The sequence below is a fragment of the Arthrobacter sp. genome, from assembly GCF_031179985.1.
Lineage (GTDB): Bacteria > Actinomycetota > Actinomycetes > Actinomycetales > Micrococcaceae > Arthrobacter.
Window position 1 is genome coordinate 80,220 of record NZ_JAPSHJ010000006.1, and the last position, 22,915, is coordinate 103,134.

The 22,915-nt window shown below is 61.9% G+C and carries 23 protein-coding genes; 18 read left to right on the forward strand and 5 right to left on the reverse strand.

Translation table 11 applies throughout. The features are described from left to right. Positions 1 to 50 precede the first annotated feature (50 nt). The 5 genes from RIN13_RS04660 to RIN13_RS04680 all read left to right on the forward strand — a co-directional run bounded on the left by RIN13_RS04660 (position 51) and on the right by RIN13_RS04680 (position 4,463). Positions 51 to 629: a hypothetical protein gene (locus RIN13_RS04660; protein WP_309106170.1), complete on the forward strand. Its 579-nt coding sequence runs from the start codon at positions 51 to 53 to the stop codon at positions 627 to 629. Positions 630 to 639: 10 nt separating this feature from the next. Then, positions 640 to 1,473 (forward strand): exodeoxyribonuclease III, encoded by an 834-nt coding sequence (locus RIN13_RS04665; RefSeq protein WP_309106171.1) that lies wholly within the window; start codon positions 640 to 642, stop codon positions 1,471 to 1,473. 18 nt (positions 1,474 to 1,491) lie between these two features. After that, positions 1,492 to 2,592 (forward strand): tryptophan--tRNA ligase, encoded by a 1,101-nt coding sequence (gene trpS / locus RIN13_RS04670; protein WP_309106172.1) that lies wholly within the window; start codon positions 1,492 to 1,494, stop codon positions 2,590 to 2,592. 205 nt (positions 2,593 to 2,797) lie between these two features. After that, a complete protein-coding gene (locus RIN13_RS04675; RefSeq protein ID WP_309106221.1) occupies positions 2,798 to 3,346 on the forward strand; it encodes a 2'-5' RNA ligase family protein in 549 nt (182 codons plus the stop codon). Then, the gene (locus RIN13_RS04680; RefSeq protein ID WP_375164719.1) at positions 3,291 to 4,463 is read left to right on the forward strand and encodes a YihY/virulence factor BrkB family protein; all 1,173 of its coding nucleotides are present in this window, start codon (positions 3,291 to 3,293) and stop codon (positions 4,461 to 4,463) included. The genes RIN13_RS04675 and RIN13_RS04680 overlap by 56 nt, the downstream gene beginning before the upstream one ends. Here RIN13_RS04680 and RIN13_RS04685 read toward each other — a convergent pair. The 5 genes from RIN13_RS04685 to sdhC form a co-directional block, all read right to left on the reverse strand. Next, entirely contained in the window at positions 4,420 to 5,190 is a 771-nt protein-coding gene (locus RIN13_RS04685) for an alpha/beta hydrolase (protein WP_309106173.1), read from the reverse strand. The two genes, RIN13_RS04680 and RIN13_RS04685, sit on opposite strands and share 44 nt — an antisense overlap. 109 nt (positions 5,191 to 5,299) lie before the next feature. Continuing rightward, positions 5,300 to 6,082 (reverse strand): succinate dehydrogenase iron-sulfur subunit, encoded by a 783-nt coding sequence (locus RIN13_RS04690; RefSeq protein ID WP_309106174.1) that lies wholly within the window; start codon positions 6,080 to 6,082, stop codon positions 5,300 to 5,302. A 1-nt stretch (position 6,083) separates the two neighbouring features. After that, positions 6,084 to 7,889 (reverse strand): succinate dehydrogenase flavoprotein subunit, encoded by a 1,806-nt coding sequence (sdhA, locus tag RIN13_RS04695; protein ID WP_309106175.1) that lies wholly within the window; start codon positions 7,887 to 7,889, stop codon positions 6,084 to 6,086. A gap of 114 nt (positions 7,890 to 8,003) precedes the next feature. Continuing rightward, positions 8,004 to 8,498, reverse strand: coding sequence for a succinate dehydrogenase hydrophobic membrane anchor subunit (locus RIN13_RS04700; protein WP_309106176.1), 495 nt, complete (start codon positions 8,496 to 8,498; stop codon positions 8,004 to 8,006). Between the two features lie 3 nt (positions 8,499 to 8,501). After that, positions 8,502 to 8,882, reverse strand: a complete 381-nt coding sequence (gene sdhC, locus RIN13_RS04705; RefSeq protein ID WP_309106177.1) for a succinate dehydrogenase, cytochrome b556 subunit — start codon at positions 8,880 to 8,882, stop codon at positions 8,502 to 8,504. A gap of 256 nt (positions 8,883 to 9,138) precedes the next feature. On the opposite strand from sdhC, the gene RIN13_RS04710 reads away from it, so the two are divergent. The 13 genes from RIN13_RS04710 (at position 9,139) to RIN13_RS04770 (ending at position 22,889) form a co-directional block, all read left to right on the forward strand. Further along, positions 9,139 to 10,272 (forward strand): sugar phosphate nucleotidyltransferase, encoded by a 1,134-nt coding sequence (locus tag RIN13_RS04710; protein WP_309106178.1) that lies wholly within the window; start codon positions 9,139 to 9,141, stop codon positions 10,270 to 10,272. 120 nt (positions 10,273 to 10,392) lie between these two features. After that, complete coding sequence (locus RIN13_RS04715; protein WP_309106179.1) at positions 10,393 to 11,592, forward strand: amidohydrolase; 1,200 nt, start codon at positions 10,393 to 10,395, stop codon at positions 11,590 to 11,592. A 118-nt stretch (positions 11,593 to 11,710) separates the two neighbouring features. Further along, positions 11,711 to 12,145, forward strand: a complete 435-nt coding sequence (locus tag RIN13_RS04720) for a MarR family transcriptional regulator (protein WP_309106180.1) — start codon at positions 11,711 to 11,713, stop codon at positions 12,143 to 12,145. A 32-nt stretch (positions 12,146 to 12,177) separates the two neighbouring features. Next, complete coding sequence (locus tag RIN13_RS04725; RefSeq protein WP_309106181.1) at positions 12,178 to 12,609, forward strand: organic hydroperoxide resistance protein; 432 nt, start codon at positions 12,178 to 12,180, stop codon at positions 12,607 to 12,609. Then, positions 12,606 to 13,637 (forward strand): NADP-dependent oxidoreductase, encoded by a 1,032-nt coding sequence (locus tag RIN13_RS04730; RefSeq protein ID WP_309106182.1) that lies wholly within the window; start codon positions 12,606 to 12,608, stop codon positions 13,635 to 13,637. Before RIN13_RS04725 ends, RIN13_RS04730 begins: the two co-directional genes overlap by 4 nt. A gap of 299 nt (positions 13,638 to 13,936) precedes the next feature. Next, complete coding sequence (locus RIN13_RS04735) at positions 13,937 to 15,004, forward strand: BMP family ABC transporter substrate-binding protein (RefSeq protein ID WP_309106223.1); 1,068 nt, start codon at positions 13,937 to 13,939, stop codon at positions 15,002 to 15,004. 202 nt (positions 15,005 to 15,206) lie between these two features. Next, on the forward strand, positions 15,207 to 16,808 hold the full coding sequence (locus tag RIN13_RS04740) for an ABC transporter ATP-binding protein (RefSeq protein ID WP_309106183.1): 1,602 nt from the start codon (positions 15,207 to 15,209) through the stop codon (positions 16,806 to 16,808). Then, positions 16,801 to 18,213: an ABC transporter permease gene (locus RIN13_RS04745; RefSeq protein WP_309106184.1), complete on the forward strand. Its 1,413-nt coding sequence runs from the start codon at positions 16,801 to 16,803 to the stop codon at positions 18,211 to 18,213. The genes RIN13_RS04740 and RIN13_RS04745 overlap by 8 nt, the downstream gene beginning before the upstream one ends. Next, positions 18,210 to 19,523 (forward strand): ABC transporter permease, encoded by a 1,314-nt coding sequence (locus RIN13_RS04750; protein ID WP_309106185.1) that lies wholly within the window; start codon positions 18,210 to 18,212, stop codon positions 19,521 to 19,523. Before RIN13_RS04745 ends, RIN13_RS04750 begins: the two co-directional genes overlap by 4 nt. A gap of 5 nt (positions 19,524 to 19,528) precedes the next feature. Then, positions 19,529 to 19,933, forward strand: a complete 405-nt coding sequence (locus RIN13_RS04755; protein WP_309106186.1) for a cytidine deaminase — start codon at positions 19,529 to 19,531, stop codon at positions 19,931 to 19,933. Further along, positions 19,930 to 21,252 (forward strand): thymidine phosphorylase, encoded by a 1,323-nt coding sequence (locus RIN13_RS04760; protein WP_309106187.1) that lies wholly within the window; start codon positions 19,930 to 19,932, stop codon positions 21,250 to 21,252. The genes RIN13_RS04755 and RIN13_RS04760 overlap by 4 nt, the downstream gene beginning before the upstream one ends. Before the next feature lie 37 nt (positions 21,253 to 21,289). Continuing rightward, positions 21,290 to 21,943, forward strand: a complete 654-nt coding sequence (locus RIN13_RS04765; protein ID WP_309106188.1) for a DedA family protein — start codon at positions 21,290 to 21,292, stop codon at positions 21,941 to 21,943. A gap of 217 nt (positions 21,944 to 22,160) precedes the next feature. After that, positions 22,161 to 22,889, forward strand: coding sequence for a DedA family protein (locus RIN13_RS04770; RefSeq protein WP_309106189.1), 729 nt, complete (start codon positions 22,161 to 22,163; stop codon positions 22,887 to 22,889). The last annotated feature ends 26 nt before the right edge of the window (positions 22,890 to 22,915 follow it).

Genomic DNA, 22,915 nt, shown 5'->3' on the forward strand with positions numbered 1-22,915 from the left:
CGCGGTGGAAGCGGGCATGGAGCCACTGTTGCGTTTGCCATACTTGGTGTATGCGATCACTGGGCAATCCCGCGTCTCCCTCCCAACCAGGCAACTCCGAACCGGCCAAGCGAGGGTTCAGTATGTTCCGCATCAGCGGGCTGGGGATGACGGTTTTCATCATCGCCTTCCTGGTGGCTGTTATTTTCGCAGCAAATCAGAACGACGTCGTGGGCTGGGTTGTCGCCATCATCGCCTTCTTCTGGCTGGCCTTGGCGGCCTTCGTGGTCCTCAGCATCCAAAGGGCGGCCAAGAAGGCCGGGGCAAAAATCACAGAGGCGCAGAACGCGTTTAACTCGGCCGCAGGCCTCGCGCCTTCACCGTCCAGCTCCGGCCGGGGTGGGACCCGTCTGGTGGCCGAGCGCAGCAATGCCGATGAGGTGCGCGACTTGAAGCTGGATCACTCCTTCAAGATCGTTCAGGTTCAGGTGCGAGTGGTGGAGAAAGAGCGGGAAAAGGGCGCGGCCGCGGACCAGGACACCATTGCCCGGGCCCTGGAGACCATCGAGATCACGGCCACCAATGCAAGGGACATGATCAAGTCCTCGGGCGGTAACGACCAGCCCGTCAGCGGAACCATCATCGACTAGAGTAGTGCGGGTGACCTCGGCTTTGAAGAAGGACTACCTTCGTATCGCATCAGTAAACGTCAACGGACTACGTGCTGCCTACAAGAAGGGCATGTCCGCATGGCTGGAGCCCCGTGAGGTCGACATCCTGTGCCTCCAGGAAGTCCGCGCGCCGGACGCCGTCGTGCGGGAACTCCTGGGCGAGGGCTGGCACATCCTGCATGCTGAAGCCGAGGCCAAAGGCCGTGCCGGTGTCGCGATCGCTTCCCGCTCGGAGCCTGTGGCCACGCGCTCAGGTATCGGGGACGATTACTTCGCTACCACCGGCCGCTGGGTTGAGGCGGACTTCTACGTCACCGATACCGCAGGCCAAACGTCTCAGCTGACCGTCGCCAGCGCCTACGTACATTCAGGCGAGGCCGGTACGCCCAAGCAGGACGACAAGTTCCGTTTTCTGGACGTCATGAGCACCCGTCTGCCGGAGCTGGCCAAGCACAGCGACCACGCCTTGGTGGTGGGCGATCTGAACGTCGGGCACACCGAATTAGATATCAGGAACTGGAAGGGCAACGTCAAGCGTGCCGGCTTCCTGCCTGAAGAGCGCGCTTACTTTGACCGTTTTTTCGGTGAAGAAATCGGATGGAAGGATGTCCACAGGGGCCTGGCAGGAAATGTTGATGGCCCGTACACCTGGTGGTCACAGCGGGGTAAGGCCTTCGACGCGGACACAGGCTGGCGCATCGACTACCACATGGCTACTCCCGGCCTCGCCGCCGCGGCATTTTCCGCGGTTGTGGACAGGGCCGCTTCATGGGACACCCGCTTCTCCGACCATGCACCGCTGGTAGTGGACTACCGGCTCTAACCCCTAAGGCTTCTCCGAATGACCTCTCCTTCCACCGTGACCAACCCCGGGGCCTCCGCCCAGCCCTTGCCCTCTGCGGACGGTCAACGGAAAACAGCTGCACGGCACCGCATCCTTTCAGGAATGCAGCCTTCGGCTGATTCCCTGCACCTGGGCAACTACCTCGGCGCGCTGGTCAACTGGGTCCGGATGCAGGATGAATACGACGCCGTGTTCTTCATTCCTGATCTGCACGCCATCACCATCCCGTACGACCCCGCGGAACTTGCCCGGCGCACCCGTATTACCGCCGCGCAGTACATTGCCGGCGGCGTCGATGTGGACAAGTGCACGCTGTTCGTCCAGTCCCAGGTGCCGGAACATGCCCAGCTTGCCTGGGTGCTGAATTGCATCACGGGCTTCGGCGAGGCTTCGCGAATGACCCAGTTCAAGGACAAGTCGCTGCGGCACGGCTCGGACCAGGCCAACGTGGGGCTGTTCACCTATCCCGTGCTTCAGGCGGCGGACATCCTCCTGTATCAGCCGCATGGTGTCCCGGTAGGCGAGGACCAGCGCCAGCACGTGGAACTCAGCCGCGACCTCGCAAACCGCTTCAACACCCGCTTCGGCGAAACGTTCACGGTGCCCGAACCCTTCATCCAGAAGGCTTCGGCAAAGATCTACGACCTCCAGAATCCGACAGCCAAGATGTCCAAGTCGGCTGAGTCGCCCTCCGGCCTCATCAACCTCCTGGACGAGCCCAAGCTCATTGCCAAGAGGATCAAGTCGGCAGTCACGGATGCCGAAACCGAGATCCGGTTTGACCGGGAAAATAAACCCGGCGTTTCAAACCTCCTGACCATCTACTCCTCGATCACCGGCCAGAGCGTGGAAGCACTCGTTGAGGCCTACCAAGGCAAAATGTACGGCCATTTAAAGGTCGATCTGGCCGAGGTTGTCACGCAACATCTGTCACCCATCAGGGAGCGCGCCAACGAGTTGCTCGGGGATCCCGCTGAACTCGACCGCCTGCTGGCCCACGGCGCAGACAAGGCACGAGCCATCGCGGGTGCCACTCTGCAGGATGTTTACACCAAGGTGGGTCTCCTGCCGTACGCCGGAGCCAAAGGAGTCCGCTAACCCGATGTCCGCTGCGAGTAAAGTCTCATCAAACCAAGTCTCCAACACCACAGCACGTGGCGCGGGGAAGTCAGTTGATGACGCTGTGACCCGAAAGAACGCGCAACGGCGCCTTCCAGCGCAGCGTGACCTTGAAGTGCAGCAGGGCCGTTCGACACAGCGTGACCTTGAAGCACAGCGTGATCCTGATACACAGACTGAAGGCATGAGCGTCGGGGTCATCCTGGGCTTTCCGCCGGACATCGCATTGGAACTCCAGCAGTGGCGGGCATCGTTCGGCGACCCCATGGCTGATGTGATCCCGGCGCACATCACGCTGGTCACCACCACACTGACGGACGATTGGGAAGCGACGCTGAGCCATGTCCGCGAAGTGGCCAGGAACCAGGAGCCTTTCACCGTCAGCATCGCTGGAACCGGGTCCTTCCGCCCCGTCTCCCCGGTGGTGTTCCTCAACGTCGAGGACGGGTTCGGGGCTTGTGTGGATCTCCATGAGAGGCTGCAGACCGGCCCTCTTGAGCGTGACCTCCCTTTTGCCTACCACCCCCATGTGACCATCGCCCACGATGTTGCCCCCGAGAGCCTCGACGAGGCCGAAACGGTGTTGAAGGACTACAGGGCCACCTTCCCTGTGGTTAGCATGGGACTCTACGAGCACGACACCAACGGCATCTGGCAGCTACGGGAAGAGTTGGATTTTGGTATCGAAACTGACCACCCCCGAGGGGCGGACAGCTCAGCGCGGTCCCGCTGACCAGCCCCCCGCTGACAAGCCCCTGCCCACCAACCTGGCCCAGCTGCAGCTGGAGATTATCCGCAGGAAGCTGGAGTGGGGCAAAACCCGCCGTGCTGGCGGCGGCCCCCTCAAATCCCTGACGGCGATGGTCCAGTGGCTCGTCGCCCGGCTCAACGTCCTTCGCCCCGTACGGGCCATGCAGCAGTACAACCTTCAGCGCGGGCCACTCCTGAGCGCCGGTATCGGCTTCAACATGTTCTTTTCCATCACGGGTCTGCTCACCACCGGCTTCTCCATTGCAGGCCTGGCGCTGCGCGATCAGCCGGCACTCCTGGACAGAATCGTCAGCAGTGTATCGGCTGCCGCGCCTGGACTGCTGACAACAGAGAGCAAGGAAGGCCTGGTGGCCCCGGAGGAACTGCTGAACCCCGACGGGCTGGGCTGGACAGCCGTTATAGCCGCCGTAGTAACAGTAGTGACGTCCCTCCGCTGGATTGGCGGCATGCGCGGCGGCTTGCGGATAATCCATGAGTTGCCTCCGCTGACGATGAATCCTGTGCTCCTGAAGCTGAAAGAGGCAGGGATACTTCTGCTGCTCGGTGTTGCGCTTGTAGTCAGCGCAGGTGCTTCCCTGGTCTTCGGCACTGCTGCCGGCTGGGTGACGGAGCAGTTCCGGCTTGACGCTTTGCTCTCAGGGCCTTTGACCACATCCATTAAGATCGGCGTGCCGCTGGTGCTGGCGTGGATGACGGCCGTCATCATGTTCCGACTGGCGGGCGGCTTGAAGTTGTCCCGCCGGGCGCTGCTGGAGGGAACCATCCTTGCGGCGCTGGGAACCGGTGTCCTGCAGATCTTCAGCACGGATTTGCTGGCAAGCGCCGGGCGGAATCCGATCCTGGCCCCGTTCGCGATCATTATCGGCCTGTTGATCTGGTTCAACCTGGTCAGCCAGGTGTATCTGATGGCTGCGGCCTGGTCCAAGGTACGCGAGGAGGACCTCAAAAGGGCGCCCACCGGCAAAATAACGGGCTGGGGTCCCCGTCGGGTGCAGCCCGGTAAAACCCCGGTCGATCCGGAGCGTGCGCTGGAGGCTACCGTCCGGCGTCGAGGTACTGATCGGCCCAAGCAGAAATAATCCTGCCTGCACGCGCCGCCTGCCCCTTGCCTGTGAGCAAGTGGTCGCTGCCTTCCAGGGACACGAAGCTGCGGGGGTGCCGTGCCGTCTGGAAGATGGTGCTGGCGTTTTCGATGCCCACGGTGTTATCGGTGGGGGAGTGGAGGACCATCAGCGGCTTGTGCAGGCGCTTGATGCAGTCGGTAAGGTCGGCGTTTTCAAGATCCTCAACGAAGTGCCGGCGGATCTCCACCCGTTTGCCGCCGAGGTCCACCTCGGCGCTGCCTTCGCTGAGGATCTTATCCAGGGCGGCGTCAAAGACGTGGGCAACATGCTTCGGCGAGAAGGGCGCCGCGACGGTAGCGACGGCGTCGAGCTCGGGAATGTGCTGGGCAGCTGCCAGCACCGCGGCACCACCAAAGGAGTGCCCCACCAGAATCGAAATAGTTTTTCCCTGTGAACGCATGAACTCGGCAGCACGGACTGTGTCAGCCACCTTGTGGCTGAACGATCCTTCAGACCACAACCCGGCTGAATCGCCCAGGCCAAGGTTGTCGAAGCGGAGCATCCCCACGCCGTTATCAGCCAGGGCTTTGCACATCCGCGAGGCGGAAGGGCTGTCCTTGCCAAGCGTGAACCCGTGCGAGAACACGCCCCACCCTTTAACCTGGCCGTCGGGAACATCGAGAATCCCGGACAGGATCTCGCCGGTTGTTCCCTCGAAGCTGATTTTCTCCGACCGTGACATCGCTTTGCCTTTCAGTTCTGCTGAAACGACGACGGCGCCGGCCCACCGCTGGGGTGAGGGGCGCCGTCGTCGCTATAGTGCCTTGTTGGTAGAACCTGGTACTAAAGAGTCAGATCTTGCGGGACAGGATGGCCTGCTTGACCTCAGCGATTGCCTGCGTCACCTGGATGCCGCGGGGGCAGGCCTCGGAACAGTTGAAGGTGGTGCGGCAACGCCACACGCCTTCCTTGTCATTGAGGATCTCCAGGCGCATGTCGCCGGCGTCATCGCGGGAATCGAAGATGAAGCGGTGGGCGTTCACGATGGCAGCCGGGCCGAAGTACTGACCGTCGGTCCAGAAGACGGGGCACGATGACGTACACGCGGCGCAGAGGATGCACTTGGTGGTGTCATCGAACCGCTCGCGGTCTTCGGCGGACTGCAGACGCTCCTTAGTGGGTTCGTGGCCTCTGTTGATGAGGAACGGCATAACCTCGCGGAAGGACTGGAAGAACGGTTCCATATCCACGATGAGGTCCTTCTCCACCGGGAGGCCCTTGATGGGTTCCACCGTGATGGGCTTGGACGTGTCCAGGTCCTTCAGAAGCGTTTTGCAGGCAAGACGGTTGCGGCCGTTGATGCGCATGGCATCCGAGCCACAAACACCGTGGGCGCAGGAGCGGCGGAACGAAACGCTGCCGTCGATCTCCCACTTGATCTTGTGCAGGGCATCCAGCACACGGTCGGTGCCGTACATGGTGACCTTAAAGTCATCCCAGGTAGCGTCAGCGGAGACCTCAGGGTTATAGCGGCGCACGCGCATGGTGACGTCGAATGTGGGGATCTCTCCGCCACCTCCGACGTGGGCGGGCAGTTCGATCTTGGAGGCTGGCTCAGCAAGTTCAGCGGACATCTTAGTACTTCCTCACCATCGGCTCGTAGCGCGTGAAGACAACGGGCTTGGTGCCAAGCCTGATGCCGGCGATTGCCTCTGCGGAACCGGTTCCGTCCGCAGGTGCGTGCTCGTCCTTGTACGCCATGGAGTGCTTCATGAATTTGTCGTCGTCGCGCTCGGGGAAATCCTCGCGGAAGTGACCGCCACGGGATTCTTCCCGGTGCAGGGCCGCCACGGTCATCACCTTGGCGAGTTCCAGCAGGAAGCCCAGCTCTACGGCTTCCAGGAGATCCAGGTTGAACCGCTTGCCCTTGTCCTGAACACTGATGCGCTTGTACCGCTCCTCGAAGGACGCGATGTCCCGCAGAACCTGGTTCAACGTTTCGGCGGTCCGGAACACCTGCATGTTGGCGTCCATGGTGTCCTGCAGCTCCTTGCGGATCACAGCCACTTTCTCGTCACCGTTCCCGTTGCGGGCGATGTTCAGCAGCTCGATCGTGTACGCTTCCGGGTCCTCCGGAAGCTCAACGAAGTCTGCTGTCTTGGCATATTCCGCAGCGGCGATGCCGGCACGCTTGCCGAAGACATTGATGTCCAAAAGGGAGTTGGTGCCCAGGCGGTTCGAGCCGTGCACGGACACGCACGCAACCTCGCCCGCGGCGTAAAGGCCGGGAACCACGGTGTCGTTGTCCTGCAGGACTTCGGTGGTGATGTTGGTGGGGATGCCGCCCATGGCGTAGTGCGCCGTGGGGAAAACCGGAACCGGTTCGGTGTAGGGCTCCACACCGAGGTAGGTGCGGGCGAACTCGGTAATGTCCGGCAGCTTGGCGTCGATGTGCGCCGGTTCAAGGTGCGTCAGGTCAAGGAGCACGTAGTCCTTGTTAGGACCGCAACCGCGCCCTTCACGGACCTCGTTGGCCATGGAACGGGCCACAATGTCACGCGGGGCAAGGTCCTTGATGGTGGGGGCGTAGCGCTCCATGAAGCGTTCACCCTCCGAGTTCCGCAGGATGGCGCCTTCGCCACGGGCGGCCTCCGAGAGGAGGATGCCGAGGCCCGCGAGGCCTGTCGGGTGGAACTGGAAGAATTCCATGTCCTCCAGCGGAATGCCCCGGCGGAACGCGATGCCCATGCCGTCACCGGTGAGGGTGTGGGCATTGGAGGTGGTCTTGAAGACCTTGCCGGCGCCGCCGGAAGCGAACACCACGGACTTGGCCTGGAACACGTGCAGCTCGCCGGAGGCGAGGTCGTAAGAGACGACGCCGGCAACGCGCTTCTGCTTGTACGGCGTGCCATCCTCACGAACGGCGTCCTCTTCGACGGTCAGGAGGTCAAGGACGTAGTACTCGTTATAGAACTCAACGTTGTGCTTGACGCAGTTTTGGTACAGGGTCTGGAGGATCATGTGCCCTGTGCGGTCAGCTGCGTAGCATGCCCGGCGGACGGGAGCCTTGCCGTGATCGCGGGTGTGGCCGCCGAACCTGCGCTGGTCGATCCGGCCCTCAGGGGTGCGGTTGAACGGCAGGCCCATCTTTTCCAGGTCCAGGACGGCGTCAATCGCTTCCTTCGCCATAACCTCGGCGGCATCCTGGTCAACCAGGTAGTCACCGCCCTTAATGGTGTCGAAGGTGTGCCACTCCCAGTTGTCTTCCTCGACATTGGCCAATGCCGCACACATGCCACCCTGCGCTGCACCGGTGTGCGAGCGGGTGGGGTAGAGCTTGGTCAATACTGCTGTTCGCGCACGCTGACCGGATTCGATCGCTGCGCGCATGCCAGCACCACCGGCACCGACGATAACGACGTCGTACTTATGGACCTGCATACCAGACGCTCTTTCTCTCAAAATTCGCTGTAAAAGCACGGGCCGGCGGAGCCTGCACCGTAAAACCTGAAACGTGAAACCACTCCCTGCGCCAGTGCAGGCAGTAGGGCAGCCCTAGACCGCGGGGCAGAAGCCACCCTGCAACGGGACGCCGTCGATCATGGGGCACGGGTTGAACGTAAAGATCACCAAGGTGCCCAGGATGATGATGACTGTGGTGGCCGCGTAGAGGACCATCTTCAGCCAGAAGCGGGTGGAGTCCTTTTCCGCGTAGTCATTGATGATGGTGCGGACGCCGTTGGTGCCGTGAAGCATTGCAAGCCACAGCATGGCAAGGTCCCATACTTGCCAGAACGGGTCCGCCCACTTGCCGGCAACGAAACCGAAGTCGACTGCCTTGATGCCCTCGCCCACGAGCAGGTTGACGAACAGGTGCCCAAAGATCAGGACAACAAGGACAACGCCGGAGAGCCGCATGAATAGCCATGCGAACATTTCAAAGTTGCCGCGGGAGCCGCCTGTCCGGCGGTATTGCGGAGCAACGACGCCGGCAGCAGGCTTGCCGCTGATCTGGCCGCTGCGTGGGGGCTGGATCTCTGTTGCAGACATGGCTTAGTGACCTCCGAAGGCGAGGGAAAGGTGGCGGATGGAGAAGGCCACCATGGTGACAACCCAGAGAGCCAGGACAATCCACAGCATCTGGCGCTGGTACTTGGCACCCTTCTTCCAGAAGTCGACGGCGATGATCCGCAGGCCGTTGAAGGCGTGGAACACAATTGCTGCGACGAGGCCCGTTTCACCCAGGGCCATCAGCGGGTTCTTGTAGGCAGCGATCACATGGTTGTAGGCCTCGGGGGACACGCGCACCAGTGAGGTGTCCAGCACATGGACCAACAAGAAGAAAAAGATCACTACACCGGTAATACGGTGTCCTACCCAGGACCACATGCCTTCACGGCCGCGGTACAAGGTGCCAGCTGGTTTTGTCGGCACTGAATAAACCTCCCTGCAACACAGCGGCGCTGGCGTGGGATCCACGCGGGGGAAACGCCTGCTGCGAGAGCACTCGTAGCTCGGGCCTAAATCTAGGCTTCGCTCACAGCTTATTCAATTTAGGCCCTCCTTGGTGGCCAGTAACAGCGCGGATTTCACGAAATGATGAGACAAATGCCACATAATGAGGGGTTGCGCAGGCTTACAAGCAGGGTGCGGGGGCCGCCCTGAGGCGCTTCCGCTAAAGTAGGCCGTGATGAGAGACGACAATGTGACAAACCAGAATTCACCGTTAGACCGTTTTATTGCGGTGATTCCGGCCGGCGGAGTGGGGACCCGACTTTGGCCCCTGTCACGGGCAGCCGCCCCGAAATTCCTCCACGACCTCACGGGATCCGGCAGCACGCTGCTCCGTGCCACCTACGATCGCCTCGAGCCGCTGGCCGGCAAGCAGGTCCTGGTTGTGACCGGAACAGCGCACCGGACGGCTGTCTGCAGCCAGTTGCCCGAACTGCAGGACAGCGACCTCGTGCTCGAAAGCGAGCCCAAGGATTCCGGCGCCGCGATCGGCCTGGCCGCAGCCATCCTGCACCAGCGCGATCCGGACACCATCATGGGGTCCTTCGCCGCGGACCATGTCATCAGCCCTGACGACCTCTTCCAGGACACCGTCCGCGAGGCAATCCACACTGCAGCGGCCGGCAAGATCGTCACGATCGGTATCAAGCCGACCCATCCGTCTACCGGGTTCGGCTACATCCGCTCCGGACGTAACCTCGCTGTCCCGTTGGCACCCAATGCGCAGGCTGTCGTGGAATTTGTGGAGAAACCAAGCGAAGAAGTGGCCCAGGAGTATGTGGACAGCGGTGATTACGTCTGGAATGCGGGTATGTTCGTCGCGCCGGTCGCCCTCATGCTGAAGCACCTCGAAGCCAACCAGCCGGAACTTTTCAAGGGCCTGCTGGAAATAGCCCGGGCCTGGGATGGTCCGGAACGCGATGAAGTCACCGCCCGCGTCTGGCCGACGCTTCCGAAGATTGCCATTGACTATGCGGTGGCTGAACCTGCGGCCGCGGCGGGGGACGTCGCCGTCGTGCCGGGTCTTTTCCGTTGGGACGACGTCGGAGACTTCGCCTCTGTGGGAAGGCTGAACAGTGCCAAGGAAGTTCGCGATGTCACCGTTCTGGGCGAAGGCGCCCGCGTGTTCACGGAGAATGCCTCCGGTGTGGTGGTCTCGGATACAAAGCGCGTCATTGCCCTGATCGGCATCAAGGATGTGGTCATCGTGGACACTCCCGATGCCCTGCTGGTTACTACGAAGGCGCATTCGCAGCGGGTCAAGGCGGCTGTGGACGCCCTTAAGGCGAGCGGCGACACCGACGTCCTCTGACGGCGTCCTCTGCCGGCCTCTCAGTCGGCTGGGACCGGCGAAGACCGGCTGGAACCAGCTGAAACCGTAACGGGCCGACGGCGATGCCGCTATTCTTTGTACGCTCGCTAGAGTTATTGCGTGCGTAATTACACTACTGAAGCTGAGCCCACCGATCTGGTGGGGCCATGGCTGGAATCTCTCCTGCCGGAACTGATTGAATTCCGGCGTGACCTCCATGCGCACCCGGAGTTGTCGTTCAAGGAGTTCCGCACCACCGACAAGCTCGTGGAGCGGCTCGAAGCGGCAGGGTTAAAACCCCGCAGACTTGAGGGCACTGGGCTCACCGTTGATGTCGGCGAGGGGCCCATTGCGACGGCTCTGCGCGGCGACATTGATGCCTTGCCGATCATCGAGGAAACAGGCCTCCCGTTCGCCTCCAAGAACCATGGTGTGACGCATGCCTGTGGCCATGACGTGCACACCACCACCATGCTCGGGATTGCACTCGTGCTGCACCGGATGCATCTCGAGTCGCCGCTGCGTGGCTCTGTCCGCATCGTCTTCCAGCCGGCAGAAGAGACCATGCCCGGAGGTGCCCACTCGTGCATCGAGCAGGGCGTGCTCGACGGCGTCCCGCGCATCCTTGCGCTTCATTGTGACCCCCGGATCGACGTCGGCAAGATCGGCACCCGGATCGGGGCCATCACGTCGGCCTCGGACACCATCAAAATCACCCTTAGTGGCAGGGGCGGGCATACTTCCCGCCCTCACCTGACCGAAGACCTCGTGTTTGCCCTCTCGCAGATCGCCGTCAACGTGCCAGCGGTCCTGTCCCGGCGCGTTGATGTGCGTAGCGGCGTCTCCGTTGTCTGGGGTCAGATTTCAGCTGGCTCGGCCCCCAACGCCATTCCGGCCAACGGCTTCATGGCCGGCACCATGCGCTGCCTGGACCGCGACGCGTGGAAGAGTGCCGGCGAGCTCCTGGATGAAATCGTCCACGAAATCGCCGCTCCCTATGGAGTTGAGGTCCACCTTGAGCACACCCGCGGGGTCCCGCCCGTTGTTAACTCCGAGCACGAAACAGCGTTGATCGAAGCCGCCGCGCGCGCCGAAATCGGGGAAGGCGCAGTGGTCCTCACACCGCAGTCAATGGGCGGGGAGGACTTCGCCTGGTTCCTGGCCGAGCGCCCGGGTGCAATGATGCGGCTCGGCACCAAGACACCCGGCGGGGAAGAATACGATCTCCACCGCGGCGACTACATCCTGGACGAGCGGGCTCTCGGCTACGGCATCCAGGTGCTCACGGCTGCAGCACTCCGGACCATCCGCGATCTCTAGGCACTTCAACGCGAACCGGCAGCATCTGCTGCCAGTTCGCGCTTTCCTTTCGCAGTGAATTCAGTGCTTCCTCCGCTGATTGGTTGTGCACAATCTAATTGTGGGCTACCGTTACTGCATGACCAATGCTCCCAGACTCAACCGCCAGCTGTGCTTCGCCCTTTACTCGGCATCGAAAGCAGCCACTGCGGTTTACCGGCCCATCCTGGAGGAACTGGGGCTCACTTACCCGCAGTACCTCGTGATGCTGGTGTTATGGGAGAACGAGCCGCGGAGCGTACGGGAATTGGGGGAGGAGCTCGGCCTGGATTCGGGAACACTTTCACCGCTTCTGAAACGGCTTGAGTCGCTTGAGCTGGTGGAGCGCCGTCGGTCAGCCCTTGACGAGCGCCGGATGGAAATCACTCTGACCGACGCCGGCAGGAAGCTTAGCGCCAAGGCAACAGGGATTCCCCAGCACCTTGCAGACGCCGCCAAACTCTCGGCCGCCGAGCTGGAGCAGCTCCGTGCAACCTTGGACAGGCTAACCTCTGCCCTTCACGGTCATCTCTGAGAATTAACCACCCACAACAGATCGGGTATCACATGAGGACTCTTTACACTGCAGAAGCACTGGCATCGGGCGAAGGCCGCGAAGGCAGTGCCCGCAGCAAGGACGGCAAGCTGGACGTTGCTCTGGCCGCCCCCGTGGAGCTTGGAGGCGACGGCCAGGGGACCAACCCTGAGCAACTGTTCGCCGCCGGCTACGCCGCTTGCTTCCACTCCGCGCTCCGCACTGTTGGCCGCAAATACCGCGCCGACCTGACTGATTCCGCCGTTGCAGCCAAGATTCACATCGGCGCACTGGAAGGCGGACCGGGCTACGGCCTTGCCGCCGAACTCGAAATCGCCCTTCCCGCCCTGGATCTTGCAACGGCAGAGGAGCTGGTGGCCAAAGCGCATCAGATCTGCCCGTATTCCAATGCCACGCGAGGCAACATCAACGTCGACATCAAGATCCTCGAGGTGGCCGCATGAGCCAGGAAACCGTGAGCCAGGAAACTGTCACAACCACCCGTGTCATCCAGCTGGCATCCCGGCCCTCAGGCCGTCCCGTGCCGGAGAACTTCCGTCTTGCAGAAGCCGCCGTACCGGAATTGGAAGACGGCCAGGTGCTGGTACGGAACCTCTTTATCTCCGTGGATCCCTACATGCGTGGCCGGATGAACGACGTCAAGTCCTACTCGGCACCGTTTGCGGTGGGGGAAGCGCTCGACGGCGGAGCAGTAGGCGAGGTCATCGCGTCCCGGTCCTCTGAGCGGAACGTGGGGGACGTCGTCGTGCATTCACTGGGCTGGCGTGAACACTCTGTTGCTGAAGCGGGCTCCACGACGGTTGCCCGCACTGACCTTGCCCCCGCCTCCGCCTTTCTGGGCGCGCTGGGGATGACTGGCCTCACGGCTTACGCAGGCCTTCTGAAGGTGGCGGAGTTCAAGGAAGGCGACGCCGTTTTCGTTTCCGGTGCTGCCGGGGCGGTAGGCTCCCTCGTTGGCCAGATAGCCAGAGCAATGGGTGCGTCCCGCGTTATCGGTTCGGCAGGCTCGCAGGAGAAAGTGGACAGGCTGCTTGAACTTGGTTTCGATGCCGCCTTCAACTACCACGACGGCCCCGTGAAGGATCAGCTCAAGGAAGCGGCCGGCCAGGCGGGGATCGACGTGTACTTCGACAATGTGGGTGGCGAACACCTTGAGGCTGCGTTGTCCGTGCTGAACGTTGGCGGACGAGTGGCGATGTGCGGTGCGATTGCCCAGTACAACGCCACCGAACCTACCCCTGCCCCGCACAACCTGATGCTGGCCATCGGGAAGCAGCTCACTTTGAGAGGATTCCTGGTAGGCGGCCAGCGGCAGCATGCAGCTGAGTTTGCCGGCAGGATGTCCGGCTGGCTGGCTGACGGCACTGTCCGCTATGACGAGACAATCGTGGACGGACTGGAGAACGCGCCGCAGGCATTCATGGACCTCCTCGATGGTGCAAACACAGGGAAAATGCTCGTACGCCTGTAGGTTCCATCGCCGAAGTTGGGCGACTGGCGTCATGTGACTTGCACTCAGCCCTACCCGTAGGTAACAAGTTCTCAACGATATGCCGATAAGGCCTCCAGCGTGTGCCTGGACGTGTTCCAGGACACTAAAGTTGCATGTATCAGAGCGCTACGGCGCAGTGCTGCGAACCCATCAGTGAAAACAGAATTTCAGTGTGGAGCATTAGAAACGGACACTCATTGAACCGTCGTAGCGCCTATCTCTTTTTTCCTGGAGGAACATTGAAGAACTCACTGCGTGCAACCGTCAAGCGCGGTTCCATGGTTGGCGTCGCCACCGCAGGTGCGGCCGCTCTCCTGCTGACGGCTTGCGGGGCTCCCCCTGAAGCGGGGGGCCCGACTGCCACGGCCAGCGATTACTCCGGCTGCATCGTGTCAGACTCCGGTGGATTCGATGACCAGTCGTTCAACCAGTCCTCGTACGAGGGCCTGAAGAAAGCCGAAGCGGACCTCGGCATCAAGGTCAACCAGGTCGAATCCAAGACCAACAATGACTTCGAGCCGAACCTCAACGCCATGGTCACGGCAGGCTGCGACCTCACCCTCACGGTCGGATTCCTCCTGGGCGACGCCACGAAGAAGATCGCCACCGCCAACCCTGACAGCCACTTCGCCATTATCGACTTCAACTACGCGCCGGCCATCAGCAACGTCAAGCCGATCATCTACGACACGGCGCAGGCGGCCTTCATGGCCGGGTACCTGGCTGCCGGAACCACGAAGACCGGAACAGTCGCGACCTTCGGCGGCATCAAGATCCCCACCGTCACCATCTTCATGGACGGCTACGCCGACGGCGTGAAGTACTACAACGAACAGAAGGGCAAGGACGTCAAGGTCCTTGGCTGGGACAAAGCAGCCCAGGACGGCAGCTTTACCGGTGACTTCGAAAAGCAGGACAAGGGCAAGCAGCTGACCCAGAACTTCCTGGATCAGGGTGCGGACATCGTCATGCCCGTCGCCGGTCCGGTTGGTAAGGGCGCCGGTGCTGCGCTGAAGGAAGCCAAGGCCGCAGGCAAGGACGTCAAACTCATCTGGGTTGACTCTGACGGCTTCCGCACCGCTCCTGATTACAAGGACATCATGCTGACCTCCGTGATGAAGCAGATGGGTGATGCTGTCGAGACCGTGGTGAAGGAAGACAAGGAAGGCACGTTCTCCAACGCCCCGTACGTCGGCACCCTGGCCAACAACGGCGTCCAGCTTGCTCCCTTCCACGACCTGGAATCAGCAGTTCCGGCAGAGCTGAAGTCGGAGCTGGAACAGATCAAGAAGGACATTGTGGACGGCAAGCTGAAGGTGGAATCCACCGCCAGCCCCAAGGTCTGATCCCCAACGCCCTGATCCCAACGCAAGGCGCCGCCACCCGGACAGTTACGACTGGACGGGCGGTGGCGCTTTTCGTTGGCATTCTCCTTTTTTTCGTTGTGCATGGCCTGGCTCCGCCCACTGCGGCAGGTACTAGGCTGATGCTGCAGCCACATATCCCGTCCGGCCAGATGCGCCGGACGCTTCGAGATTGGTCAGAGTTTTGAAACTTGAACTCAAGGGGATTACCAAACGCTTTGGCTCCCTGCTAGCCAACGATCACATTGATGTGGTTGTTGAACCCGGTCAGATTCATTGCCTCCTGGGTGAGAACGGCGCCGGCAAGTCCACCCTGATGAACGTCCTCTACGGCTTGTACGAGCCCACTGACGGCGAAATCCTCATCGACGGCAAACCTGTCAGCTTCCGCGGGCCCGGAGATGCCATGGCCGCCGGCATCGGCATGGTGCACCAGCATTTTATGCTGGTGCCTGTTTTTACGGTTGCCGAAAACGTCGCACTGGGCGCCGAAGCCACCAAGGCCGGCGGCTTCCTGAACCTGGACGATACGCGGCGGAAAATCAAGGAAATCTCTGACCGGTACGGGTTCGACGTCGATCCTGACGCCCTCGTGGAAGACCTTCCCGTGGGCGTCCAGCAGCGCGTCGAAATCATCAAGGCCCTGGTCCGCGACGCAAAGGTCCTCATCCTGGATGAGCCGACGGCGGTGCTCACCCCGCAGGATACCGACGAGCTGCTTGACATCATGCGTCAGCTTAAGAGCAGCGGCACTTCGATCGTCTTCATCTCTCACAAGCTCCGCGAAGTCAAGGCAGTCTCTGACACCATTACGGTGATCCGGCGCGGCAAGGTTGTGGGAACTGCTGCTCCGGGGGCTTCAACCACTGAGCTGGCTTCCATGATGGTGGGCCGCTCCGTGAGCCTCACGCTGGACAAGGAGCCCGCCCAGCCCAAGGAGACCACTTTCGAAGTCAGGGACCTCACCGTGATTGCCCCCAGCGGGCAGCACGTGGTGGACGGAATCAGTTTCAGTATCGCCCGGGGTGAGATCCTTGCCGTGGCCGGTGTCCAGGGCAACGGCCAAACGGAACTCACCGAAGCGATTCTGGGCCTGCAGGAGCGGGTCCACGGATCCATCCTGCTCGACGGCAAGGAACTCCTTGGCCGGAGCGTCAAGGAAGTGCTGCGGGCCGGCGTCGGATTCGTTCCCGAGGACCGGAAAGTGGACGGACTGATCGGCACCTTCTCCATCGCCGAGAACCTGGTGCTGGACCTCTACGATCAGTCTCCCTTCGCCAAAGGAATCGGTATGAGCCCGGCCAAGGTCCTGGAGAACGCCACGTCAAGGATTGGGGAATTCGATATCCGCACTCCGTCCGGATCATTGGCTGCCGGCACCTTGTCCGGCGGAAACCAGCAGAAGGTGGTCATGGCGCGGGAACTCTCGCGTCCGCTGCGTCTTTTCATCGCCTCCCAGCCCACCCGCGGCGTGGACGTGGGCTCTATTGAATTCCTGCACCGGCGAATCGTCGCCGAACGCGACAACGGCACTCCGGTCATGATCGTGTCCACTGAATTGGATGAGGTCATGGAGCTGGCAGACCGGATTGCAGTGCTTTACAAGGGCAAGCTGGTGGGGACTGTTCCGGCCGGCACCAGCAGGGACGTCCTGGGCCTGATGATGGCAGGTCTGTCTCCCGAAGAGGCAGCCCATGCCGACCGCGCCCATCATGATGGATCACCGGACGATGGATCATCCCCTGAACCCTCCACCTCCCGCGCCGAAGGAGGCGACCATGTCTGAGAAACACAAACACGTGGCGGACAACCATTCGAAGAAGCCGCCGAAGTCAACAAAGGCCAACGATTCCAACAACGGGACCAACGCCGCTGATGCGCCCGCCCCCGCCGAGGACACAGCCTCTGCCGTGTCGCTGGACACGGCCGGCGGTGCGATGGGCCCTTCAGCGGTGCCCGTATCTGCCATGAGTGGAACGCTGCCGGGCGGACCCGACACCTTGCTCCGCAGGATTTTCACCGGCAGCGGGATGGTTTCCCTGCTGGCCGTTCTCCTGGCGCTGATCCTGGGCGGTTTGCTCATTGCCAGCACGGACAAGCAGGTGGGAGCCACAGCCACCTACTTTTTCGCTCGGCCCACTGACTTCCTCCTTGCGGTCTGGAATGCAGCCACACGTTCTTATGTGGCACTGTTCCAAGGGTCAGTGTTTAACCCGCGGGGAAACACAGCTGCTGCGCAGTTCGCCCCGTTCATGGAGACCCTCACCATAGCGACGCCGCTGATCACGGCAGGCCTGGGTGTGGCACTTGCTTTCCGCGCCGGACTGTTCAACATCGGTGCGCAGGGACAGATCATCATGGCAGGCATCCTCGCGGCCTGGGCCGGCTTCGCACTGCATCTGCCGCTGGGCCTGCATCTGCTGCTGGTCCTCGTGGCGGGCATCATTGGCGGTGCCATCTGGGGAGGGCTGGTGGGTTACCTCAAAGCGCGCACTGGTGCCCACGAGGTGATTCTGACCATCATGTTCAACTACATAGCGCTGTATTTCCTCAGGTACCTGCTGAATACTCCCGCATTCCAGCGTCCGGGGGAGACCAACCCTATTTCCCCCATCCTGGATCCGACCGCCGTCTATCCGCAGATTTTTGGCACCCAGTACCGGCTCCACCTCGGCTTTGTCCTTGCCATCGCGGCCACTGTACTGGTGTGGTGGCTCCTTAACCGCTCCACCATCGGCTTCGAATTCCGGGCAGTGGGCGCCAACCCCAAGGCGGCACTGACAGCAGGAATCAACGTTCCACGTGCAACCATCCTGGTGATGGCCCTTGCCGGGGCCTTGGCTGGAATGTCCGGCGTGGCCCAGGTTGCGGGAACCGAGAAGGTCCTCACCGACGGCGTCGCGGCTACTTACGGTTTTGATGCCATCACTGTTGCGCTGTTGGGACGTTCGACGCCGTGGGGGACGTTCGCAGCCGGCCTGCTGTTCGGCGCCTTCCGTGCAGGTGCGGTCCAGATGCAGATCCAAACCGGGACACCTATCGACATTGTCCTGGTGGTCCAGTCGCTCATCGTCCTGTTCATCGCCGCCCCGCCACTGGTGCGGGCCGTCTTCGGGCTGAACCCGCGGCGGAAGAAAACGGCTACCGCCGGTAAGTCCACAACGGCAGCCACCACCGGAGGTGCCGCATGAGCACAACAACTACAGCACCCAAGCCAGGAACCCCGCAGCCGGGCACTACCCGGATCCAGGGCTCCTCAGCCAAACCGGTCACCTGGAAAATCCCCATCCTGCTGGCGGCGCTGGGCCTCGTGGCCTTTGTGTTCTTTGGAGTCATGGGTCCCAACCAGACTGCAAAGTTCGGGATCTCCTCAGCGGGCGACTTCTTCCAGCTGCCTGTCATCGAAGTGCCGGCGTTCCTTGCAGGCATTGTGCTGTCCGTGGTCCTGCTCGGCCTGGCCGGTTATGCGGTGTATCTGAAGACGAGGAACCAGTCAGCCCCGCGGTGGCTTCCCATTGCATTCATCGTCGTATTTGTCGTGGCCTTCCTGATCTGGCTGGTGGGAGGCGCACGCACGCCGAACATTTCCCTTGCCGGGCTGATTGCCGGATCCGTGACGCTTGCCGTTCCGCTGGTCTTCGGCTCGCTGTCAGGCGTCTTGTGCGAGCGGGTTGGCGTGGTGAATATCGCCATCGAGGGACAGTTGCTCGGCGGTGCCTTTACGGCTGCCATCGTGGCAAGCATTACGAAGAACCCCTTCATCGGACTCCTGGCTGCGGCCCTTGCCGGCGCCGTCGTCTCCGTGGTCCTTGCCCTGTTCAGCATCAAATACCTCGTCAACCAGATCATCGTTGGTGTGGTGCTGAACGTCCTGGTGTCCGGTCTGACCGGGTTCATGTTCAGCACGGTGATGCAGGCCGACCCGGAGCAGTTCAACTCGCCGGACAGGCTGCCTATTGTGGATATCCCGGTGCTCTCAAGCATTCCCCTGATCGGGCCGATCCTCTTCAGGCAGTCCGTGGTTGGCTACCTTATGTACATTGCGGTGATCGTGGTGTGGATTGGATTGTTCAAGACGAAGTGGGGCCTCCGGGTCCGTGCGGTGGGTGAACATCCGGAAGCAGCTGACACCATGGGCATCAAAGTCAACGCCACCCGATTCTGGAATGTCACGCTCGGTGGCGCGATCGCCGGTATCGGCGGTTCGTTCTTCACCCTGGTGGCCATCGACAGCTTCACCAAGGAGATCTCCGGCGGGCGCGGTTTCATAGCCCTGGCTGCCCTGATCTTCGGACGCTGGAACCCCATCGGCGCCTTCTTTGCAGCATTGCTGTTCGGTTTTGCCGACAACCTGCAAAGCATCGTCACCATCATTGGTACCCCCGTACCGAGCCAGTTCATGGCCATGCTGCCGTACCTGGTAACCGTGCTGGCCGTGGCCGGACTGGTGGGCCGCTCCAGACCACCTGCCGCAAGCGGCATTCCGTACGTCAAGGGTTGAGCAGGATGACCACCACGGAAGTCGATTGGCAGGCTCTGGAGGCTGCCGCCGTCGCTGCTATGAACAACGCCTATGTCCCCTACTCAAAGTTCCCGGTGGGGGCTGCGGCCCTCACCTCGGACGGCCGGACCGTCAGCGGCTGCAACGTGGAAAATGCCAGTTACGGCCTGACCCTTTGCGCGGAATGTTGCTTGGTAGGCAACCTGCACATGAGTGGAGGCGGCCTGCTGCGTGCCTTTTATTGCGTGGACGCCGACGGCCAGGTGCTCATGCCGTGCGGGCGATGCCGCCAGCTGCTCTACGAGTTCCGCGCACCGGACATGGAACTAATGACCACCCAGGGAATCAAGACAATGGACCAGGTGCTTCCCGACGCATTTGGTCCCCAACACTTGGAGGAAACCCGGTGACACTCACCCCAAACAAAACTGAAGCGTTCGACGCCGTCGACATCATCCGCATCAAGCGGGACAAGGGTGTGCTCAGCCCGGAGCAGATCGACTGGACCATCGACGCTTACACGCGGGGCGCCATCGCCGATGAGCAGATGGCGGCACTGAATATGGCCATCCTGCTCAACGGCATGGACCGGGCGGAAATCTCCCGCTGGACCGCCGCCATGATCGCATCGGGCGAGCGGATGGACTTCTCTGCACTGCGGCGTCCCGACGGTGGTGTGAAGGCTACCAGTGACAAGCACTCCACGGGCGGCGTGGGGGACAAGATCACCCTTCCGCTTGCACCGCTGGTTGCGGTGTTCGGTGTCGCCGTTCCGCAGCTCTCCGGCCGCGGTCTGGGCCATACGGGCGGCACCCTGGACAAGCTCGAATCGATCCCCGGCTGGCGTGCCGCTCTTAGCAACGAGGAAATGATGGCTCAGCTGCAGGACGTGGGAGCCGTGATTTGTGCAGCCGGTGCCGGCCTCGCCCCCGCGGACAAGAAGCTGTACGCCCTGCGGGATGTGACCGGAACAGTCGAAGCCATTCCGCTCATTGCCTCCTCCATCATGAGCAAGAAGATTGCGGAAGGCACCGGCTCACTGGTACTCGACGTCAAAGTGGGCAGCGGGGCCTTTATGAAGGACGAGGCACGGGCCCGCGAACTGGCCGAAACCATGGTGGCCCTGGGCAAGGACGCAGGAGTAAACACGGTCGCCCTGCTGACCAACATGAACACGCCGTTGGGTCTGACGGCAGGCAACGCGATCGAAGTAGAGGAATCGGTCGAGGTGCTTGCGGGCGGCGGTCCGGACGACGTCGTCGAACTGACCGTGACGCTTGCCGGGGAGATGCTCGCCTGCGCCGGCGTCCACGATGCCGATCCGCGGGCGGCCCTGAAGGACGGCCGGGCCATGGATGTCTGGAACCGCATGATCGAGGCGCAGGGCGGGGATCCCCGTGCGGCGCTTCCGGTGGCCAAGGAATCAGAAGTGATTTATGCGCCGGCCGACGGCGTGCTGGTGGAACTTGATGCCATGGCTGTGGGGGTGGCCGCATGGCGTCTGGGTGCAGGCCGGGCCCGCAAGGAGGACCAGGTCCAGGCGGGCGCCGGTGTTCGAATGCATGCAAAACCGGGTGCGACAGTGAGGGCAGGAGAGCCGCTGATGACGCTGCTGACAGATACCCCGGAAAAATTCGCACGGGCCAAGGAAGCCCTCGAGCGCGCTGTAACCATTGCCCCCGATGGTTCCCGGCCGGCACAGCAGCTCATTATTGACCGCATAGCATAAACAGGAGCGAACACGTCCCGGCGGCCATTAGGAAACTGTGCAGGAAATCAACGACTTCATTCTCGCGGCGGCAGGACAGCCCTGGGTCCTGTTCCTGGTACTGGCGTGTTGTCTCATTGATGGGTTTTTCCCGCCCATTCCCAGCGAATCCGTGGTGGTTGGCCTTGCTGCTGTAGCCGCGACGGCGGATGTCCCCAATCCCTGGCTGCTCGCCGTGGTCGCAGCGCTCGGTGCCTTCACCGGCGACAATATTGCGTATTTGATCGGCAGGGGTGTGGGGACAAGCCGCTGGAGGTGGATGCGCGGACGCCGGATGCAGAAGGCGTTCCGCTGGGCCGGACTCGAGCTAAGGAAACGGCCTGCCTCCCTGATCCTCGTAGCCCGGTTTGTTCCCATTGGTCGGGTTGCAGTCAATCTCACCGCCGGAGCTACCCATTTCCGGCACATGCGCTTCGTGCTTCTCACCGTGATGTCAGCAATCCTGTGGGCCGCTTACTCCGTAGGAATCGGACTGTTTTTCGGGCAATGGTTCGAAGATAACCATCTGCTGGGGGCCGTGATCGCCATCATCTGCGCGGTCGGTCTTGGCATCGTGGTGGACCTCGTGATCAGCAGGCTGCGCGGCAAGCTGCCGGACGAGCCGGATGAAGAGTCCGGCGAGCGTGAGGCGTCCCGCGAGGCAGGCGCTTGAACGGAAGAATCGCCAAGCTGGTTTTCAGCCTTGCGAGGTAGTTTTGTTGTTGCAAGATCAGCCCGTGGGTGGATACTTCCAGTCGCTAGATAAGAATACGCTGAAACTGGTGTTTCCCCCGGCCGGGGCGTAGCGAACGACGCCCCGGCCGTGGGACACTGAAGAGCGATTTCCATCACATGCAGCTGCGAGATTTTTCGTCTAGGAGAACCACCGCGTGGAGTTTATTAATGAGGCCGTGCTCCATGCGGCGGGACAGTGGTGGATCTACCCTGTATTGCTTCTGTTTTTCTTCGTTGACGGCTTCGCCATGGTGGTCCCCAGCGAGACCCTCATCGTCGCGCTCGCGGCCTTCTCCCGGCACAGCGGGGAACCGAATCTCTGGATCCTTGGCGCGACCGCCCTGGTTGGAGCCATCGCCGGCGACAACATGGCATTCCTCCTGGGACGGAAGATCGGCCTGGAACGCTGGAAGTGGATGCGCCGGGCGAAGGTCCAAAAGGCCTTCGGCTGGGCACGCTACGAACTTGAAAAACGCGGCGCTGTCCTGATCTTCACAGCAAGGTACATCCCCTGGGGGCGTGTGGCGGTCAACTACGTGGCAGGGAGCACCGGCTTTGGACACCGCCGCTTTTTCCTGCTGGACGCCTTCGCCTGCATCACCTGGGTGGGCTACTCAATCGGCATCGGTATCCTTGCCAGCTCGTTCCCCTGGCTGCACCACAATCCGCTGCTTAGCGCCGGAATTGCCGTGGTGTTCGCCATCGTGCTGGGAATCCTCATCGACCACGTCCTGCGCTGGTGGCACAAGCATCTTGCACGCAACGATGCCGAAGTGGTTGATGAATGGCTGGACGGCGGTCCTGCCGGTGCGCAGACCCTGGAAACCGCCGCGTCTCCCATCCTCGCCTCTACTGCATTGGACCCGGAACCAGGCGGAAGGTAGCGGCTGGCATTAGCCGGCCGGCAACC

Bases quoted from the DNA above. Each gene is read 5' to 3' on its own strand.
- RIN13_RS04660 (WP_309106170.1), top strand. From the start codon at position 51: ATGCGATCACTGGGCAATCCCGCGTCTCCCTCCCAACCAGGCAACTCC.
- trpS (WP_309106172.1), top strand. From the start codon at position 1,492: ATGACCTCTCCTTCCACCGTGACCAACCCCGGGGCCTCCGCCCAGCCC.
- RIN13_RS04675 (WP_309106221.1), top strand. From the start codon at position 2,798: ATGAGCGTCGGGGTCATCCTGGGCTTTCCGCCGGACATCGCATTGGAA.
- RIN13_RS04685 (WP_309106173.1), bottom strand. From the start codon at position 5,190: ATGTCACGGTCGGAGAAAATCAGCTTCGAGGGAACAACCGGCGAGATC.
- RIN13_RS04690 (WP_309106174.1), bottom strand. From the start codon at position 6,082: ATGTCCGCTGAACTTGCTGAGCCAGCCTCCAAGATCGAACTGCCCGCC.
- sdhA (WP_309106175.1), bottom strand. From the start codon at position 7,889: ATGCAGGTCCATAAGTACGACGTCGTTATCGTCGGTGCCGGTGGTGCT.
- RIN13_RS04700 (WP_309106176.1), bottom strand. From the start codon at position 8,498: ATGTCTGCAACAGAGATCCAGCCCCCACGCAGCGGCCAGATCAGCGGC.
- RIN13_RS04710 (WP_309106178.1), top strand. From the start codon at position 9,139: ATGAGAGACGACAATGTGACAAACCAGAATTCACCGTTAGACCGTTTT.
- RIN13_RS04720 (WP_309106180.1), top strand. From the start codon at position 11,711: ATGACCAATGCTCCCAGACTCAACCGCCAGCTGTGCTTCGCCCTTTAC.
- RIN13_RS04725 (WP_309106181.1), top strand. From the start codon at position 12,178: ATGAGGACTCTTTACACTGCAGAAGCACTGGCATCGGGCGAAGGCCGC.
- RIN13_RS04730 (WP_309106182.1), top strand. From the start codon at position 12,606: ATGAGCCAGGAAACCGTGAGCCAGGAAACTGTCACAACCACCCGTGTC.
- RIN13_RS04735 (WP_309106223.1), top strand. From the start codon at position 13,937: ATGGTTGGCGTCGCCACCGCAGGTGCGGCCGCTCTCCTGCTGACGGCT.
- RIN13_RS04745 (WP_309106184.1), top strand. From the start codon at position 16,801: ATGTCTGAGAAACACAAACACGTGGCGGACAACCATTCGAAGAAGCCG.
- RIN13_RS04750 (WP_309106185.1), top strand. From the start codon at position 18,210: ATGAGCACAACAACTACAGCACCCAAGCCAGGAACCCCGCAGCCGGGC.
- RIN13_RS04755 (WP_309106186.1), top strand. From the start codon at position 19,529: ATGACCACCACGGAAGTCGATTGGCAGGCTCTGGAGGCTGCCGCCGTC.